The sequence below is a fragment of the Papillibacter cinnamivorans DSM 12816 genome (genome assembly GCF_900176335.1).
Classification (GTDB): domain Bacteria; phylum Bacillota; class Clostridia; order Oscillospirales; family Oscillospiraceae; genus Papillibacter; species Papillibacter cinnamivorans.
The window spans coordinates 73427-87899 of sequence record NZ_FWXW01000007.1; the positions used below are offsets into that span (position 1 = coordinate 73427).

The following is a 14473-nucleotide window of genomic DNA, read 5'->3' on the forward strand; positions in this document are numbered from 1 at the left end:
GCGGCCCCTTGGTTTGCTTTTGGTGCCTTTTCCCAAAACGGAAAAGGCATCCCAGCGGAGCGCCGAGCTCCGTCCAATCCTTTCGTAAAAAACAAAAGCAAAAAGAACCCCCAGCGGGGGGCGCGTAGCTCCCGTCCAATCCTTTCGTAAATATAAAGTGATTCAGGAAAGCTCCTCTGGTTTAGGCGAATCCTCAAGAAACCGCACGAATCCACCCCCCAGGGTTGTAGTGTCGTACCACAGCCGGAGGTCCACTTCCTTGACGATGCTCTCGTCCAGAATCTTCGCCAGAGCCGCACTTCCGTCCGCTTCATATTCCAGAGAGATCAGTGTTACCCAGTGCCATGCGTCCAGCCTCTTTTCCTCGCCGTTGTGGAGATTGAGAAAGGCAACGGGCGTGTCTTTTTCCAGAGCTTCCTCCAGAAAACGGAGAACTTCCGGGAAAGCGGGACGGAAGGCGGCCTTTTTCGGAATGTCAAGCGCTTCGGTACGGAGCGTCAGCCCCTTATCCCGGACATATGCCAAAACGCCGTCCCGGAAGAGTTCGGTGGTATTTACCCCCTTGAGGGTGGGCGTGACGAACCGCCAGCACTCTTCCATGAAACCCTCCCAGCGCTTCCTGGACAGGGACGTCGGGGCGCAGTCATTCTTTGTATCCAGATACCGCAGGATGTTGGCAAAGGTGGACGGGCCGCAGCCGGAAAGGCGCTGCCATTTTGTCCTGTACCACTCCTGGTTGCATCCGTAATAACAGGCTTCGCCCGTCTCGTCTGTGATCCTCAGCCTGTCAAGACCGGAAATTGCCCTGATGATCATACTGCCTCCTGATAGGTTACGTTGATACTCCATTATAACATATTCAATATGGTCTCATAGAGAGAATAATTCTAACCATCTTAGCAGACGCCGCACAGACTCGGTTTTTGCAGGCCCCATGAGCCTCTTGGATTTCTTTTGGTGACTTTTCCTATGCGGGAAAAGGCACCCCCAGCGGGGAGCGCGCTGCTCCCGTCCAGACCTCTCGTAATAAAATTTAAGAGTTAAATAACTATCCCCGATAGTAAGCGCACAGCACTCGCCCGGTTCCAACAGGAAAAAATAAAAGAGCGCCGGCTCCGGTGACAGGCCGGAACCGGCGCTTTATTACCGCCGGATTGAGGAGGGCGACCGAGACCGGCGGTTAAATCCGCATTCCCCGGCAGCGGAAAAAGCGGCGTATGAGGACAAAGCGGAAAGAAAGCCGTCCGGTTTAAAAGATGGTAACGTAAAAATAGACCACGGCGAATACCATGAGGATCAGCAGCGCGCCGTCTCCCACGGGGAGCCTGTATTTGTCGGCGCAGTACTCCTCCGTACTATCCCCGCCGTCGATGGGCTTCATGAAGTAGCTCACGGGATTGCGCACGAAACGCGACAGGGCTCTGACCAGAACAAGGATTCCCTTCCAGACGGAGAGCCTGACGAAATTTGCAAATCGGGAGAGAGCCAGGAAGAAGCGGGGCAGAGGAACCCGGTAGAACCAGTCAAGGTCCAGAGAGATGAAGTCCTTTGGATGCAGCAGCGGGTTCATCAGGCGGTAGGCCAGCCAGGCGGCCAGAAGGAATTCCACCTCGGACAGGATGTGGTCCGCCGTGTAGAGGGAGAAATGGACCTCCTCCTGCCAGGGGAGCTGGCTGTAGAGAAGCCCGGGGACAAAGCCGATAGCCAGAATGAAAACCGTCAACAGCGTCATTCCCACATACATGGCGGTCTTCGGCTTCCGGAGGATGGGGGGCGCGGGGTGGGTGCCCCAGAGCATGTGCCCGCCCAGCTTCAAAGGGATGGAGAGGAAAGTCCCGATGCCCGCCGCGTAAAGCAGAAGCTCCGCCACGGGCTGATAGGAATACACGGCCGAGGAGACCACCAGTGGCTTCACCGCGAATCCCATGAGTCCGGGAACGCCCGCGATGGCAAGGCTGCCGATGAAGAAAAATACCGACGTGATGGGCATGGCTTTGAAAAGGTTTCCCACCTCGGTGAGCTTTTGGCGGCCCGTAGCGTATAGAACCGAGCCCGCGGACATGTATAAAAGTCCCTTGTAGAGGATATTTCCGATGGTGAGGGCCACCGCCGCGTCCTTGGCCATGGGGGTTCCGATGCCGATGGCAGCGATGATAAGGCCCAGCTGGCTGATGATGTGATAGGAGAGAAGGCGCCGGATGTTGTTCTCCCGCAGGGCGTACAAGACCCCCCAGAAGGCCATGACGATGCCCATGCCCAGAAGGAAGCTCTCACCGGAAAACAGGCGAAGAAGGGTGATGGCCGCAACCTTGGTGGTCACCCCGCTGAGGATCGCGGAGCCGCCGATGGTGGCTTCGGGATAGGCGTCGGGAATCCAGGAGTGAAAAGGGATCATGCCGGCGGAGATCCCGACCCCGGCCAGCACCAGCCAGTACGCCGCTCCTCCGGGTTCCAGGGGGCCCAGCTGTGTGATCCCCTGGGACGCGTAAAGCACCGCGCCCATAAGCAGCAGGTTGCCGCTGAGGAAATGGATCATGAGATAGCGGAAGCCGGCCTTGGAGGCTTTCGGGTCTCTCCGGGACCAGATCAAAAAGACCGCGCCCACCGACATGGCCTCCCACCAGAGGACCAGGGTGAAAAAGTCTCCCGCCATGAGAACGCCGCAGGCGGCCGCCGCGTAGACCAAAGACCAGCAGCCCTCCCGGCCTTTTTCCCGTCCCAGGCTGTAGACCTGGGAGCAGAAGACCACTACCAGGGTGAAAAAGCACATGAGCCGGGACAGGGTGGTGGACTGGAAAAACAGCAGCTCCATGCCGTTTAAAAAGGGAAGGGTCATGAGAGAGCCCGCCGGTACGGCAAAGAGGCAGATCAGGCTCAAAAAAGTAAAGACGGGGGAAAAATAAATTCTTTTCCGCGGCGGAAGGGCCGCGGTGACGATGGCTCCCAGCAGGAGCGGAAAGGCGGGATGCAGAAGGATCCGCGCGTCAGTCATGGGGCGTTTCCTCCTTTATCAAAGCGGTGTTCGTTCCGTTTTTGTCTTCCCGTTTGTCGTAATAATCCTCCGTGCGGCGGATGAAGAGGTTCAAAAACGGTCTTGCCACAAGAATCAGAAGAATGCTCACAAAGAACCCCAGTATCGCGTCGAACCCATGGATTTCATGCCAGATGGAATACGCATGGGGATGCACGAACAGGGCTTCGATGATGATCAGGATGATAAGAACGGCGAGGATCGCCAGGCTGAATTTTCTCTTTTGATTCATTTCGGCACCTCCCAAGTCAGTCTCCGGGCACCGCCCGGCGCTGAAATCGGATCAATAGCAGCCGGCCGTGATATTTCGGACGGCAATCTCGGCAAGCTGATAAAAATGTCCCGGGAAATCGGGGAATATACCGCATACCAGGGCCAGGACGGCCGTGATGAGAAGGGGAACCAGAGTCAGGGCCCGCGGCTCTCCCTGTATGTTGGCAAGCTCCGGTTTAGTCGCTCCCCGGAAGGCCTTCAGGGGAATGGGGATCAGATAGGAGACCGAAAGCAGCGCGCTGACGGCCAGCACTACGACAACCCAGAAATTCCCGCCGTCGATGGCCCCCAGCAGGATGTCCCATTTGCTCAGGAAGCCCACCACGAAGGGCATCCCCGCGATGCCCAGGGAGCAGAGGGTAAAGGCCGCGAAGGTGAGGGGCATCACCCGGCCCATTCCGCTCAGATCGTCGATCTCCAGGGTGTGGGTCTTGGTATAGATGGCGCCGGCGGTGAAGAAAAGGGTGATCTTCATCACCGCGTGGGCAAAGAGGTGGAAGATGGCCCCCAGAATGGCGAGGGGAGAGAGAAGGGACATGCCCAGAATGATATAGGACAGCTGCCCGATGGTGGAATAGGCCAGCCGCTGCTTCAGGTTGGGCTGGGTCAGCGCGATGACGGAGGCAAGGATGATGGTGATTGCCGCCAGCACCGCCAGGGGCGTCGCCACCCCTAGTTCCCCCATGAGCTCGGGCCCGAAGACGAAGCCCGTGATCCGGATCACTCCGAAGCACCCTGCCTTAACCACCGCCACGGCGTGGAGCAGGGCGGAGACCGGCGTGGGAGCGATCATGGCCCGTGGGAGCCACCCGTGCATGGGCATGAGCCCCGCCTTCACCAGCGGCCCCGCCAGCAGCAGCACGAAAATGAGCACCAGCATGGGCTTTGGAGCGCTTCCCGCGAGAAAACCGCCCGGGACGAAATCCAGGCTCCCGGCAACGGCATACGTCAGCGCGATCCCCGCCAGGGTCAGCTGCCCGGAAACCAACGTGTAGACCAGGTATTGCCGCCCCGCCTTCATGGCTTCCTGGTTCCGCTCGTGGATGACGAGAGGCCAGGTGGAGAGGGTCAGCATCTCGAAGAAGATGAAGAAGGTGAGAAGGTTTCCGGAAAGGGCGATCCCCACCGCCGAAGAAAGGCAGACGGCAAAGGCGGCGAAATACCCCGTCTGGTGCTCCTCCTTTAAAGTCCGCATATACCCGATGGAGTAAAAGGACGTAATGAGCCACAGGCCGGAGGCCAGCATGGCGAAGAGAAGGCCCGCGGCGTCAACGCGGAAGGTGAGGGACAGCCCGTGCCCCAGGAAGACGGGGGTGCAGACCACCGTTTTCCCCGCAAGGACAATGGGCAGCATCGACCAGACGATGGCGATTTTGCCCGCGGCGGCGGCAATGGTCCAGAATTCCCGGAGGTTCCTGTGCCGTCCGGAAAGCAAAATCAGCCCCGCTGCGATGAGAGAGATGAGCACGGCCCACAGCGGCCGGCAGTCGTATACGATCTCAGCCATAGTAAGCGCCACCTCCCGGAAGGGAAATGTGGTTTAGCACATTGTCCAGAATCCAGCCGCTTCCCACGCCGGCGACTATAATGAGGACCGCCAGGATGATGATGGGCGCCAGCATCAGGATGGGAAGCTCGCCTCTGAAGCCCGGCGCGGGGTCCCCCGGAACCACGGAGGATTCCACGTGGGGAGAAACCTGAGCGGCCTCTTCGGCATCGTCCCGGCAGGAGCTGCCGTGGCTCTCCGCCTCGCCCTCTGGGGGCAGGAACATGGCGTTTTCCAGCACGCGGAAGAAATAGACGGCGTTAAGCAGTCCGCTCAGGATCATGACGACGATGAAAACATATTTGCCCGTCCCCGCGGCTTCCGTCACGATCTGCCATTTGACAAAGAAGCCGGACGCGGGAGGAAGGCCGATCATGGACATGGCCGCGATGAAAAGCGCCGCCGTGCAGATGGGCATGATGCGCCCCATCCCCCGGAGTTTTCCGATCATGGTGGTGTGCATCTTCACGTGCATCGCGCCCTTGAGCATGAAGAGAAGGCACTTGGTCATGCTGTGGCTGAGGACTTGCAGCAGCGCCGCTGCGATGGCGAAGGGCGTGCCGATGGCCATGGCCAGGGGGATATACGCCACCTGGGCGATGGTGGAATAGGCCAGCATCCGCCGGAAATCCGTCTGGGCGATGGCCATCACCGAACCGTAGATGACGCTGACGGCGGCCAGCCAGCCGAGGATCTCCAGCGCCCGGGAGGCAAGCTCGTTGGTGTACCCGCCGAAGATGGTGAAAAGGAAGCGGAACATGGCGTAGGAAAAGACCTTGAGCATCGCCGTGGCGAGGTACGCGATGGCGGGGGTCGGCCCCTGTGTGTGGGCGTCCGGCAGCCAGAAGTGGAGCGGGACCAGGGCGGATTTGACGCCCATGCCCACTAAAATCAGCACCAGCCCGAAGATGACCACAGGGGAATTTGTCAGATTGGGAATCAGCGCCGCCAGATCCGCGATGTTGAGGCTCCCCGTGGCCGCGAATAGAAATCCAACTCCCACGAGGTAAAAGGTGGCGCCCACCGTGCCCAGGATCAGGTACCGGAAGCCGGCAAAGACCGCGCGGTTTCCGCCCAGGGCCACCAGCCCGTAGGCCGAAAGGGAAGTGATCTCCAGGAAAACATACATGGTGAACACGTCCCCGGCCACGCAAACTCCGGTGACGCCCGTCGCCATCAGAAGAAAGAGGACGTAAAATAAACTCCGGGGCTCACGCTCGGTGGGGTCTTTGCGAAAGAAGGGCTGGGCGTACAGGGAAACCAGAAAGGCGATCCCCGTGGCTACCACCGCGAAGGGCGCGGACACGCCGTCCAGCACGAACTCGATACCGTAGGGAGGATTCCAGCCGCCCAGCCAGTAGTGCCAGTCCCCCTGGGAAAGCACCCGCTGCAGCGCTAAAAGCGACTGGATGAAGTTGAGGAGAAAGGCGCACTGGATGACCGTCAGGGACAGCCGCCGGCTGAGAAGCGAAAGGAAGGGGGAAATGAGCGCCGTGGCCAGGGGTACGATCACCAGCAGGACAGGCAGATGTTCCATCATTTTCCCATCCTCCGGATAATTTCATTCTCGTCCAGAGTCCCCCATTTTCTCCGAAGAAGGATCATCAAGGTAAGGGCGACTCCCGTGGTGCTCAGGTTCACCACGATGGCGGTGAGCATCAGGGCCTGGGGAAGCGGGTTTACATAAGTCGTCGGGTCCGTCTGCCCCGCCTGCAGGATCGGGGTGATCCCCTCGGGGTGATAGCCCAGCATCAGAAAGAAAAGAATGACCGCCGTCTGGAGTATGCTCATGGACATGAGCTTTTTGATGAGGTTCTTGTGAAGCATCATCCCGAAAAAGCCCACGACAAACATGATTCCCAGCACCCAGTAAATGAGGTGGCTAAAGAACAGATCCTGAGTCATCGTCCTTCCTCCCTCTCTTTCCCAGCGAGTCGAATATGGAGACCACGGTGGCCATGACGCAGATGGTCACGCCGATCTCGATAAAAAGCATGCCGTAGGCGTGCCTCTCGCCGATTCCCGCGGGGATCGGCAGAAAGCTGTAGCCCAGAAATTTTCCGCCCCCCGCGATGGTGAATATGCCCACCAGTGCGTAAAGAAGCGTTCCCAGTCCCGCCGCGGCCACCGAGCGGTACTCCCAAAGCGGATGCTTCGCGTCGTCCTCCGGGGTCAGGATGCGCTCGCAGATGATGGCAAGCCCCAGAATAACTCCGGCCTGGAACCCGCCGCCGGGGCTCAGTTCCCCGTGCACCAGCACATAGATGCCGAACATCAGCAGGACGGGGGTGAGCATCCGGTAGGCCACTTCCAGGATGACGCTGTTGGCTCCCTTCGTCATGGCTCCATCTCCCATCTGCTCTTCTTCTTCCGCCCCATGAGGACCAGAACGAAGGTGACGGCTCCGGCGGTGAAGATGACGCTGGTTTCTCCCAGAGTATCGAATCCGCGGTAGTCGGCCAGAACCGCGGTCACCATGTTGGGCGAGTGGGTCTCCTCCTCGGACATGGTCATGTAGCGGCTGGCCACATGGGAAAAGACCGGGGTGTCGGTTTCGTGATAGGAGGGGAGGGAGAGTGCCGTTTTCAGAAAGATCCCCAGGAACACGAAGCAGAATACGACGTATATGACGCCCCGCAGCTTGAGATGCTTCATCATCGCTCCCCCTTCTTGAATTCGCGTACCGCCGTCACGAAATAGGCGGTGGACACAACGCTGATGACCACTTCGGTGAATGCCACGTCCGGAGCGGAAAGCATCAGATAGGCAAGCACCACGAAAAAGCTGAAGGAGCCGAAAAGGACCACGCTGGAAAAGAGGTCCGGGATGATCACCGCCACGATCCCGGTCCCGAGGATACACAGGAGAAGGACCGTTAAAAGTATCGTATGCAGCATGCCGCCTTACTCCTTTCGTTTCTTCCAGGGCAGGATTCCGTAGCGGAACGCCGCCCGGCTGATCACGTGGGTGCCCACGGGGTTTGCAAACAGGAGGAAGAAGATGATGAGGATGAGCTTCAGGCTGGTCTGATTCGGCCCGCAGTAGACCGCAAGGCCCGTGAGGCACAGGATCGCCCCCAGGGTTTCCGCCTTGCCAGACGCGTGAAGCCTGGCGTAGAAATCCGGCAGGCGAACCACGCCGATCGCGGCAACCACCACGAAAAATACGCCGCAGAAGATCAGTATGCTTCCAATCACCACGTTCATTTTAAATCCTCCCCATTGCCCGGGCCGGCATCGTCGCTGCCGGTTTCGGGCTTCTTTTCCTCCGCGTAGGGATCGTCTCCGTCGAGATAGGTTTCGCCGTATTCCGGTTCCTTGCCGTCTTCCTGCAGGTCGATGCTCCGTCCGGTGATGTACCGGCCGATGATGACAAGGCCGATGAAGCCGGTCAGGGCATATGTGATCGCTATGTCCACATATTGGTTGAGCTGCTCTGTGAGCTCGCCTAAAACGCACACAAGCAGAATAGTGTCCGTTCCGATGAGAAACAGGGCGTTGAGCCGGTCCGCCGCGTTGGGACCTTTCCAGATCCGCTGCACCATTACCAGCATCGCCGCGATGAGAAACAGGGCCGCTATAAAAAGCGCCACCTCGCCGCCGGTCATGGAGATACCTCCCCGGCCGCGCAAGGCGGCAGAATTTCTTCGCCGAACAGCTTCGCTACCCGGCATGCCATATCACAGGGTTTCCCGTTTTCCTGAAGACGCACCCCGTCCGCCGCGGCCGCGGTCAGACAGTGGATGTAATATTCCCCGTCCCGGACGTCGATGGTGACGGTTCCCGGTGTCAGCGTGATGGAATTTGCCAGCACGAAATCCGCCAGGGGGTTTTGAAAGTCCATTCGAAACCGCACCAGGCAGGGATCTATGGGAAGCTTGGGATTGAGGACCACCATGGCCACCTGGATATTCGCCTTCACGATCTCGATGAGCAGCCATACGCAATAGGCGATAAGCTTCGGAAGCCCGGTGATCTTCCCGAAAGAAACGCTTCGTCCGTCGCCTCTCAGGGGCGTTGCCAGCATGCCTGCCCCCAGCCACGCTGAAACGGCGCAGGCGGCCACGCCGTAAATTACCAGATTGGCTTCAAAATGGCCGGACAGAAGAAACCATAAACCCAATAGTACAAAAAAAATAATCAAAAAATGCCGCAATGAGAGCTTTTTTCGGGGCACTTTTTGATGTTCTTGCCTGTCCATCCGGTTACAACCTCCCTGATGCAAATACTGACGTAAAAAATATGCAATGGGGAATAGAAGTTGGCGCTGCTTTGCGCTGCAATCGGCAGAGAGAATAAATATGAGTTATAGGATAATTTATGTAATAATACAAGGAAAATAAAATAACTCCATAACGCGAAAAGAAGAAAAATGGAGAAATAGAGTTTAGCCAATGTCCGAAAAAGCTCGAAAATGGCAAAAATGACAAATAGTATGTTAAATTATTAACGTTTATAGTATAGCTTAAATTGCCTAAAAAAGCAACCCTTAATCCGATTTATTTTAAACAGTATAGCATGCCGCCCGCACTCCTGTAAACGTCCCGAACGGAAAATTTACAGGAGAGGAAAGAGAAAATAACGCCTTCTTTTTGGTGACTATTTGTGTCGTCGCTATGAAACCCTGAAAGCCTGCATAAGAGAAAAATCAGCCTTCGCAACTGCGCCCTTCCGCCGTTTCGGCCATCCTTCTCCAGTCCGAATAGGAGATGCCCCGGCGTTTTGCTTCGGCGGGAGAGGGGATCCCGAGACTGTGATAGTATTTCCGGATTTCGGCGGCGTTTTTTAAAAGCGTCCGCCTGCTCTCCGAAAGGGAGGAGGACGCCGCGGAGATTTTCCGGCACCGCTGCAAAATCGCCCCCTGGGAAGGAACAAAACCCTTGGTCCCTTCGGATACAAGCTCCAGGACGGCCGCGTGGGCATCCTCGTATGTTTCCCCTGCGAAAAGCTCCTGCCAGAACTCCACGACCCTCTCCAGCTCCGCCTTTCCCAGTCCGCGGCAGAAGGAGGGATACGCCGCCCGGAGTTCGGACAGCAGCCGGAGGGTTTCCTGCCGGGTCACGGCGCGTCCTCCCGGAGCATGGAGAGAAACGGATCTACGCAAGAGGCCTCCCGGGCGCTCCGGAGAGGGAATATCCCCGTCCAGCCGTTGATCACCGACTGCTCTAAAATCGCGGCCTTGGTATCCTCGTTTTCTCCTGCGAGGGAAGAGAGCTTCTGAAGAAGCATCCGCTCCGCCCGGGGCGTCAGGGGCCGCCCCGACTCCTCCCGGAAGCGCCTGAACTCGCCGAGGGCGGAGGCAAGTACGGAGGAATGCTCTTCAGCAGGAATACAGTCATCAGAATGCACATTCAAAGAGGACGAAGCTCCGCTTCGGCCCTTCTCCGGGTCTTTTTCTTTTTTCCCATATGTATTTCCTGATAGATTTCTTTCCTTATTATCCTGCTGTCCCTCCTGCGCCTCTGTCTCGCCCTCCGGCTGACCGGACTGTGGCCTGCTCCGTGCCCCCCGCTGGGCGGGAGCCTGGTATTTGTCCCAGTTGGCAATGGATACAAGGGTCCCGGTGCCTGCCCCGCGGCAGGTGATTTCCCCCGTCTTTTTCAGCTTTCCCAAAGCGGTGCGCACCTGCTTTATGGACAGGCCCGTTTCCGCGGACAGGGAAGGAAGGCTGGTAATCAGCTCTCCCCGCCCGTAGGGGATCCCGTGCCAGGTGCCCGGAGTAAAATTGCTCCGCAAAAGAAGGTGGATCCAAAGCCTGCAAACGCTCAGATCGTCGTACCACTCCCAGGATAAAAGGGAGCGGTGCAGCTTCAGATACCCGTTCATGGCGTGCGCCTCCTGTTATAAATGTTGTGTTGGCTGCGGATGTCCATATCCAAAGCAGCCGGCGGGCAAAAATGCGGATCATAACAAAGCCGGGGTCGCGGAAGGCCCCGGCCCGTTTGCTGGTTTGCTTCTGCGGACCTGAAATAACCCTTCCCGGTATTTCGGCCCTCACGGAGGAGGAAACCGCGTATCCCGCAAGTTCCCCCAGCTGCGGCCGCCACGGGATGCGCCCGGTCGGCCCTCTCCTGGGCGCGTAGGATCGCATCCGCGTCGTTCTCGTTTTCCGGGACGCCCCTCAGTAGCTCGGCCATCGTATCGCCGTACTTTACGATTCCTTGCATCAGCCACTCGGCGGCCTCGGTGCCCGACTTCGCCGCGGTGGCCAGGGCAGGAGTCAGGGTCTCCGCGCCGTTGAACAGCGCTTGTGTTCACTTTTGCCACCGGGGAGGGGCGCTACCCCACACGGCGGTAGTGGCGATTGTGGGCCGCCGTATGGCGCGTTGTCCACTAGAAATAAAAATCACAGTTTCAGCTTCCGAGTTAAGCCAGAACCGGTTACTTATTTATCATACTTTTTAACTATTTTATAAATATCTGATATATTCTCTCGCAATTTATTCGTATCTTCTAGCTGATAAAAGCCTTCGACCCCCCTATGAATAATTACGTTCATAGCCGGATGGTAATCTTTTTCCGTACATTTAACTAAAAAATCGAAAAACTGAGCAGCAACCGATGGGTCATATAAAAGCTTCTGTACTAATATAGCAATCATAGCGCTTTGAATTTGAACCGTACTTATCCGATTTTCTAATGAATATCCATTCAACGCTCCAAAACAAAAAGCCCCCATCATTTGTTTTTCTTGCTCATTCATTTTCGCCGTGTCCATCTTTGATGCACGAATAATTTTGTCTGTGATGTAATTTGCTGCTTCAAAATATTTCGAGGCTTCCATCTTATTTCCTTTCCGCAATTATGTTGCTATCTTTTAAAATTAATCCTACCCGGAATTCTTGGAACGAAGGAATTACCCTCCAATCCATATTGTGATTGCTGTTTAGCCGCATTTTGAACTGCAACCTTCGCTTGAGATTCAGATAGTCCTGCAGCACGCAGTGAATCATGCAATGCCGAGTTATAATCCGAAATTTGGGGGGTGTCTCCATATAAGTCACCTTTAGATCTGAAATTATTCCAAAAGAATTCCAAATTTTCATGCGCTGAATAGTGCGGACTTCCGACATCCCTGAATGCGTTACCTTCTAATGCCACACATAACCCATCATTTTTAGGTATTACATCTCTAAATGCAGCATCTTGATTTAAGTGATGTGATTGTCCTGTTACATCGGGATTATTCCGCATATTTTTATAAGAATCAATCAAGATATCGGAATCTAGACTTGTCTTCCCCGCGTCCTCGGCGAGATCGCCGGCGATTTTTCCCGCGCCGCGGGCGGCGTCGTCCCAGCGTCCGCTTGTCAGGGCTTTCCCCGCCTTGCCGAGACCCCTGAGGGCTGCGTCGGAGGCAAAGCCGAAAAGCAGGTTTTCTCCGGCGGTTTTCGCGATCTCTCCGGGACTCTCGCCCCGGATCGCGCCGCTTGCCGCCGACACCGCCGTGTCCGATAGGGCGTTCACCGCCGCTCGTCCCAGAAAGCTTGTCCCCAGCTTTTGAAGCAGCGGAACCGCGCCCAGCGCTTCGGCCCCCACGGAGGAGGAAACCGCGTATCCCGCAAGTTCTCCCAACTGCGCCGCCACGGGATGCGCCCGATCGGCCCTCTCCTGGGCGCGCAGGATCGCATCCGCGTCGTTCTCGTTTTCCGGGATGCCCCTCAGTAGCTCGGCCATCGTATCGCCGTACTTTACGATTCCTTGCATCAGCCACTCGGCGGCCTCGGTGCCCGACTTCGCCGCCGCGGCCAGGGCGGGGGTCAGGGTCACCGCGTTATAGATGAGCGATATGGGAATATACCCCACCACTACTAGTAATTACACGTATTTCTTCTTATGACGCGTGAACTGCACTCGCGTCCGGATCAGTATCTTGCTGCCATACGCAACCCGCTGACTTTAAATATTCCGGGATTAAAAGAAAGTACGTTTGCATTAACAGCCCACCTATTTTGATCATTTTACCGGATTGCTCCGGTTTTGCCGTGACTTCTAACCGACCAAAACGGTCTGGTTCGGGAGTTTTTCCCCAAAGGCACTAATTTCGTCCATTTTGCTCAGGAGCAGGTTGCCGGAGCGATGTTTCTGCTCAACAACTGCCTCCGCAAATACCTCAAATAGCTCACTCCTGCTGAATCCCTTGCTTGCGCAATTTGACACGGTTGCACTTCTAATGACAATTCGCCTCTCAATGAAAAATGCAAAAAACATATAAAAAAACTAAAACATAAATTATCAAATATATAACATTTATACTCAGGATAAATAACGATACTTTCTTATTATCCAGTTTTCTGGAAGATATTGCACTAAAAACTGCAGGTATAAATGAAAATGGTATGTATCCTGCAAATGCATTAAAATAGGAACCGAATGCTTCATTTGCAATAAACGCAAGCAGAATTACAACAGCAACAACTATAAAATTTAAAACCCCGGCATATGCCAGAACTTCGGTTAGGCGCTTTTTCATGGCTACGCTCCTTATCAGTAGGATTTGCTTTCATAGTATTCAACCGTTCTTTGATAGACTTCCGGATTGGCCCTTCTTAGGATATCAAAGTATGTTTTTATAGCATTCGGATTAGCCCAGAAAAGTGTAATGTTTTGTATGGATTTCGCATTTTCAATTAAGCCCTTTGGGGCATCCTTTGTGTTTCCAAATTCAATATACGGATTTACATCATACTTTTGATGAGCCGCCAAATGATTGGGGCCAAAGTAATTGTATGTGCCCATATTCTCCGGATCGTTCTCCGCTGTCAGCAGAACGCCGCTCTTGTTGTAAACCGCCTCAAAATGCCCGTCTGGTGAAATAAATTTGACGTTGTACTCTCCGTTCTCGCCATTCATGTGATACCCGGCCTGTATTGGATCTAATAGTTTCCATTGCTGGTCTTCGGATTTTCCTTGATTGAATTCTATTAATTCCTCCAGCGTTTCGGGAGACCTGTTTAACTCATTCCGGAAGTAATGCATCTCCTCATTGACGGAGCCGATCTCTTCCACCAAAGAAGCTACAAGCATGTTAAAACTTGCGGAATCGGCAGAGCTGAAATCGTCCAACTGATTTCCGTAGCTGTCTACATCCGCCATGATCTGCTTGAATGCTTCTACGGAACCTTTCTCATCTGCAATCTTCTGTATTTGCCGGTCGTAATGATCGCTCCCTAAAACGATATCATCTGCATCTCCCGCAATATCTTCCGCCCCGTTTCCAGTATATCCCTCTTCCTCCTGGGAAGCAACCGTTTCCTGGGGAAGGGGGACGTACAGGTTATAGAGGTCCAGGATCTCCTGTTCCCTCTGCTCCTGCCGCTGGCGGTCGATCTCTTCCGTCCACTCGGCGATAAAGCGGTCCAGGTCCCGCTTGTTTTCGGCGGCATACTGTTTTTCCAGCAGATCCAGCGTCTTCTGCTCACGCTCCGCATTATCGTACTGATATGCGTCGGAAAGGCCCTGGATCTTTGCTTTTTGCAATTGGATCGCTTTTTCCAGGCTCTTCAGCCGGTCGCCGGGGCTTGCCGTGTTCTCCTCGGCGTAGCGGTTCTCCCGGAGCATCCTGCTGTCCGCGGCGGCTGTGTCCGGCTTATGTTCCTCTTTGGATTCCAGACTGTCCGCCGG

At 55.7% G+C, this 14473-nt stretch carries 18 protein-coding genes and 1 pseudogene; 1 reads left to right on the top strand and 18 read right to left on the bottom strand.

Annotation, left to right across the window (positions count from 1 at the left end):
* Positions 1-162: 162 nt before the first annotated feature.
* The 16 genes from B9A13_RS11030 to B9A13_RS13970 form a co-directional block, all read right to left on the bottom strand.
* Positions 163-816, bottom strand: a complete 654-nt coding sequence (locus tag B9A13_RS11030; RefSeq protein WP_084235221.1) for a hypothetical protein — start codon at positions 814-816, stop codon at positions 163-165.
* 433 nt (positions 817-1249) lie between these two features.
* Entirely contained in the window at positions 1250-2992 is a 1743-nt protein-coding gene (locus B9A13_RS11035; protein ID WP_084235222.1) for a proton-conducting transporter transmembrane domain-containing protein, read from the bottom strand.
* Positions 2985-3263 carry a hypothetical protein gene (locus B9A13_RS11040; RefSeq protein WP_084235223.1) on the bottom strand — a complete coding sequence of 93 codons (279 nt, stop codon included), beginning with the start codon at positions 3261-3263 and terminating at the stop codon, positions 2985-2987. Before B9A13_RS11040 ends, B9A13_RS11035 begins: the two co-directional genes overlap by 8 nt.
* Positions 3264-3314: 51 nt before the next feature.
* Positions 3315-4811: a monovalent cation/H+ antiporter subunit D family protein gene (locus tag B9A13_RS11045; RefSeq protein WP_084235224.1), complete on the bottom strand. Its 1497-nt coding sequence runs from the start codon at positions 4809-4811 to the stop codon at positions 3315-3317.
* Positions 4804-6390 carry a complex I subunit 5 family protein gene (locus B9A13_RS11050; RefSeq protein ID WP_084235225.1) on the bottom strand — a complete coding sequence of 529 codons (1587 nt, stop codon included), beginning with the start codon at positions 6388-6390 and terminating at the stop codon, positions 4804-4806. The genes B9A13_RS11045 and B9A13_RS11050 overlap by 8 nt, the downstream gene beginning before the upstream one ends.
* Positions 6387-6755 carry a cation:proton antiporter subunit C gene (locus B9A13_RS11055; protein ID WP_084235226.1) on the bottom strand — a complete coding sequence of 123 codons (369 nt, stop codon included), beginning with the start codon at positions 6753-6755 and terminating at the stop codon, positions 6387-6389. The genes B9A13_RS11050 and B9A13_RS11055 overlap by 4 nt, the downstream gene beginning before the upstream one ends.
* The gene (locus B9A13_RS11060; RefSeq protein WP_159448117.1) at positions 6733-7191 is read right to left on the bottom strand and encodes an MnhB domain-containing protein; all 459 of its coding nucleotides are present in this window, start codon (positions 7189-7191) and stop codon (positions 6733-6735) included. Before B9A13_RS11060 ends, B9A13_RS11055 begins: the two co-directional genes overlap by 23 nt.
* Entirely contained in the window at positions 7188-7508 is a 321-nt protein-coding gene (gene mbhE / locus B9A13_RS11065) for a hydrogen gas-evolving membrane-bound hydrogenase subunit E (protein ID WP_200809716.1), read from the bottom strand. The genes B9A13_RS11060 and mbhE overlap by 4 nt, the downstream gene beginning before the upstream one ends.
* Positions 7505-7747, bottom strand: coding sequence for a Na(+)/H(+) antiporter subunit B (locus B9A13_RS11070; RefSeq protein WP_084235229.1), 243 nt, complete (start codon positions 7745-7747; stop codon positions 7505-7507). Before B9A13_RS11070 ends, mbhE begins: the two co-directional genes overlap by 4 nt.
* Positions 7748-7753: 6 nt before the next feature.
* Positions 7754-8056 carry a monovalent cation/H(+) antiporter subunit G gene (gene mnhG / locus B9A13_RS11075; RefSeq protein WP_084235230.1) on the bottom strand — a complete coding sequence of 101 codons (303 nt, stop codon included), beginning with the start codon at positions 8054-8056 and terminating at the stop codon, positions 7754-7756.
* Positions 8053-8457: an MrpF/PhaF family protein gene (locus B9A13_RS11080; protein ID WP_159448118.1), complete on the bottom strand. Its 405-nt coding sequence runs from the start codon at positions 8455-8457 to the stop codon at positions 8053-8055. Before B9A13_RS11080 ends, mnhG begins: the two co-directional genes overlap by 4 nt.
* Positions 8454-9050 (bottom strand): Na+/H+ antiporter subunit E, encoded by a 597-nt coding sequence (locus B9A13_RS11085; protein ID WP_084235232.1) that lies wholly within the window; start codon positions 9048-9050, stop codon positions 8454-8456. The genes B9A13_RS11080 and B9A13_RS11085 overlap by 4 nt, the downstream gene beginning before the upstream one ends.
* Before the next feature lie 447 nt (positions 9051-9497).
* Positions 9498-9911, bottom strand: coding sequence for a replicative helicase loader/inhibitor (locus B9A13_RS11090; protein ID WP_159448119.1), 414 nt, complete (start codon positions 9909-9911; stop codon positions 9498-9500).
* Entirely contained in the window at positions 9908-10675 is a 768-nt protein-coding gene (locus B9A13_RS11095; protein WP_084235234.1) for a hypothetical protein, read from the bottom strand. Before B9A13_RS11095 ends, B9A13_RS11090 begins: the two co-directional genes overlap by 4 nt.
* 559 nt (positions 10676-11234) lie before the next feature.
* Positions 11235-11633: an Imm48 family immunity protein gene (imm48, locus tag B9A13_RS11105; RefSeq protein WP_084235236.1), complete on the bottom strand. Its 399-nt coding sequence runs from the start codon at positions 11631-11633 to the stop codon at positions 11235-11237.
* Positions 11634-11659: 26 nt separating this feature from the next.
* A complete protein-coding gene (locus B9A13_RS13970) occupies positions 11660-12658 on the bottom strand; it encodes a hypothetical protein (RefSeq protein ID WP_143806963.1) in 999 nt (332 codons plus the stop codon).
* 195 nt (positions 12659-12853) lie between these two features.
* Here B9A13_RS13970 and B9A13_RS14695 point away from each other — a divergent pair.
* A pseudogene (locus B9A13_RS14695) lies at positions 12854-12970 on the top strand (IS30 family transposase); the annotation flags it as partial.
* A 67-nt stretch (positions 12971-13037) separates the two neighbouring features.
* On the opposite strand, the gene B9A13_RS11115 reads toward B9A13_RS14695, so the two are convergent.
* The gene (locus B9A13_RS11115) at positions 13038-13322 is read right to left on the bottom strand and encodes a hypothetical protein (protein ID WP_084235237.1); all 285 of its coding nucleotides are present in this window, start codon (positions 13320-13322) and stop codon (positions 13038-13040) included.
* 14 nt (positions 13323-13336) lie between these two features.
* A partial coding sequence (locus tag B9A13_RS11120; protein ID WP_479724531.1) for a hypothetical protein occupies positions 13337-14473 on the bottom strand: 1137 nt, incomplete at its 5' end.

Bases quoted from the DNA above. Each gene is read 5' to 3' on its own strand.
- B9A13_RS11030 (WP_084235221.1), bottom strand. From the start codon at position 816: ATGATCATCAGGGCAATTTCCGGTCTTGACAGGCTGAGGATCACAGAC.
- B9A13_RS11035 (WP_084235222.1), bottom strand. From the start codon at position 2,992: ATGACTGACGCGCGGATCCTTCTGCATCCCGCCTTTCCGCTCCTGCTG.
- B9A13_RS11040 (WP_084235223.1), bottom strand. From the start codon at position 3,263: ATGAATCAAAAGAGAAAATTCAGCCTGGCGATCCTCGCCGTTCTTATC.
- B9A13_RS11045 (WP_084235224.1), bottom strand. From the start codon at position 4,811: ATGGCTGAGATCGTATACGACTGCCGGCCGCTGTGGGCCGTGCTCATC.
- B9A13_RS11050 (WP_084235225.1), bottom strand. From the start codon at position 6,390: ATGATGGAACATCTGCCTGTCCTGCTGGTGATCGTACCCCTGGCCACG.
- B9A13_RS11055 (WP_084235226.1), bottom strand. From the start codon at position 6,755: ATGACTCAGGATCTGTTCTTTAGCCACCTCATTTACTGGGTGCTGGGA.
- B9A13_RS11060 (WP_159448117.1), bottom strand. From the start codon at position 7,191: ATGACGAAGGGAGCCAACAGCGTCATCCTGGAAGTGGCCTACCGGATG.
- mbhE (WP_200809716.1), bottom strand. From the start codon at position 7,508: ATGATGAAGCATCTCAAGCTGCGGGGCGTCATATACGTCGTATTCTGC.
- B9A13_RS11070 (WP_084235229.1), bottom strand. From the start codon at position 7,747: ATGCTGCATACGATACTTTTAACGGTCCTTCTCCTGTGTATCCTCGGG.
- mnhG (WP_084235230.1), bottom strand. From the start codon at position 8,056: ATGAACGTGGTGATTGGAAGCATACTGATCTTCTGCGGCGTATTTTTC.
- B9A13_RS11080 (WP_159448118.1), bottom strand. From the start codon at position 8,457: ATGACCGGCGGCGAGGTGGCGCTTTTTATAGCGGCCCTGTTTCTCATC.
- B9A13_RS11085 (WP_084235232.1), bottom strand. From the start codon at position 9,050: ATGGACAGGCAAGAACATCAAAAAGTGCCCCGAAAAAAGCTCTCATTG.
- B9A13_RS11095 (WP_084235234.1), bottom strand. From the start codon at position 10,675: ATGAACGGGTATCTGAAGCTGCACCGCTCCCTTTTATCCTGGGAGTGG.
- imm48 (WP_084235236.1), bottom strand. From the start codon at position 11,633: ATGGAAGCCTCGAAATATTTTGAAGCAGCAAATTACATCACAGACAAA.
- B9A13_RS11115 (WP_084235237.1), bottom strand. From the start codon at position 13,322: ATGAAAAAGCGCCTAACCGAAGTTCTGGCATATGCCGGGGTTTTAAAT.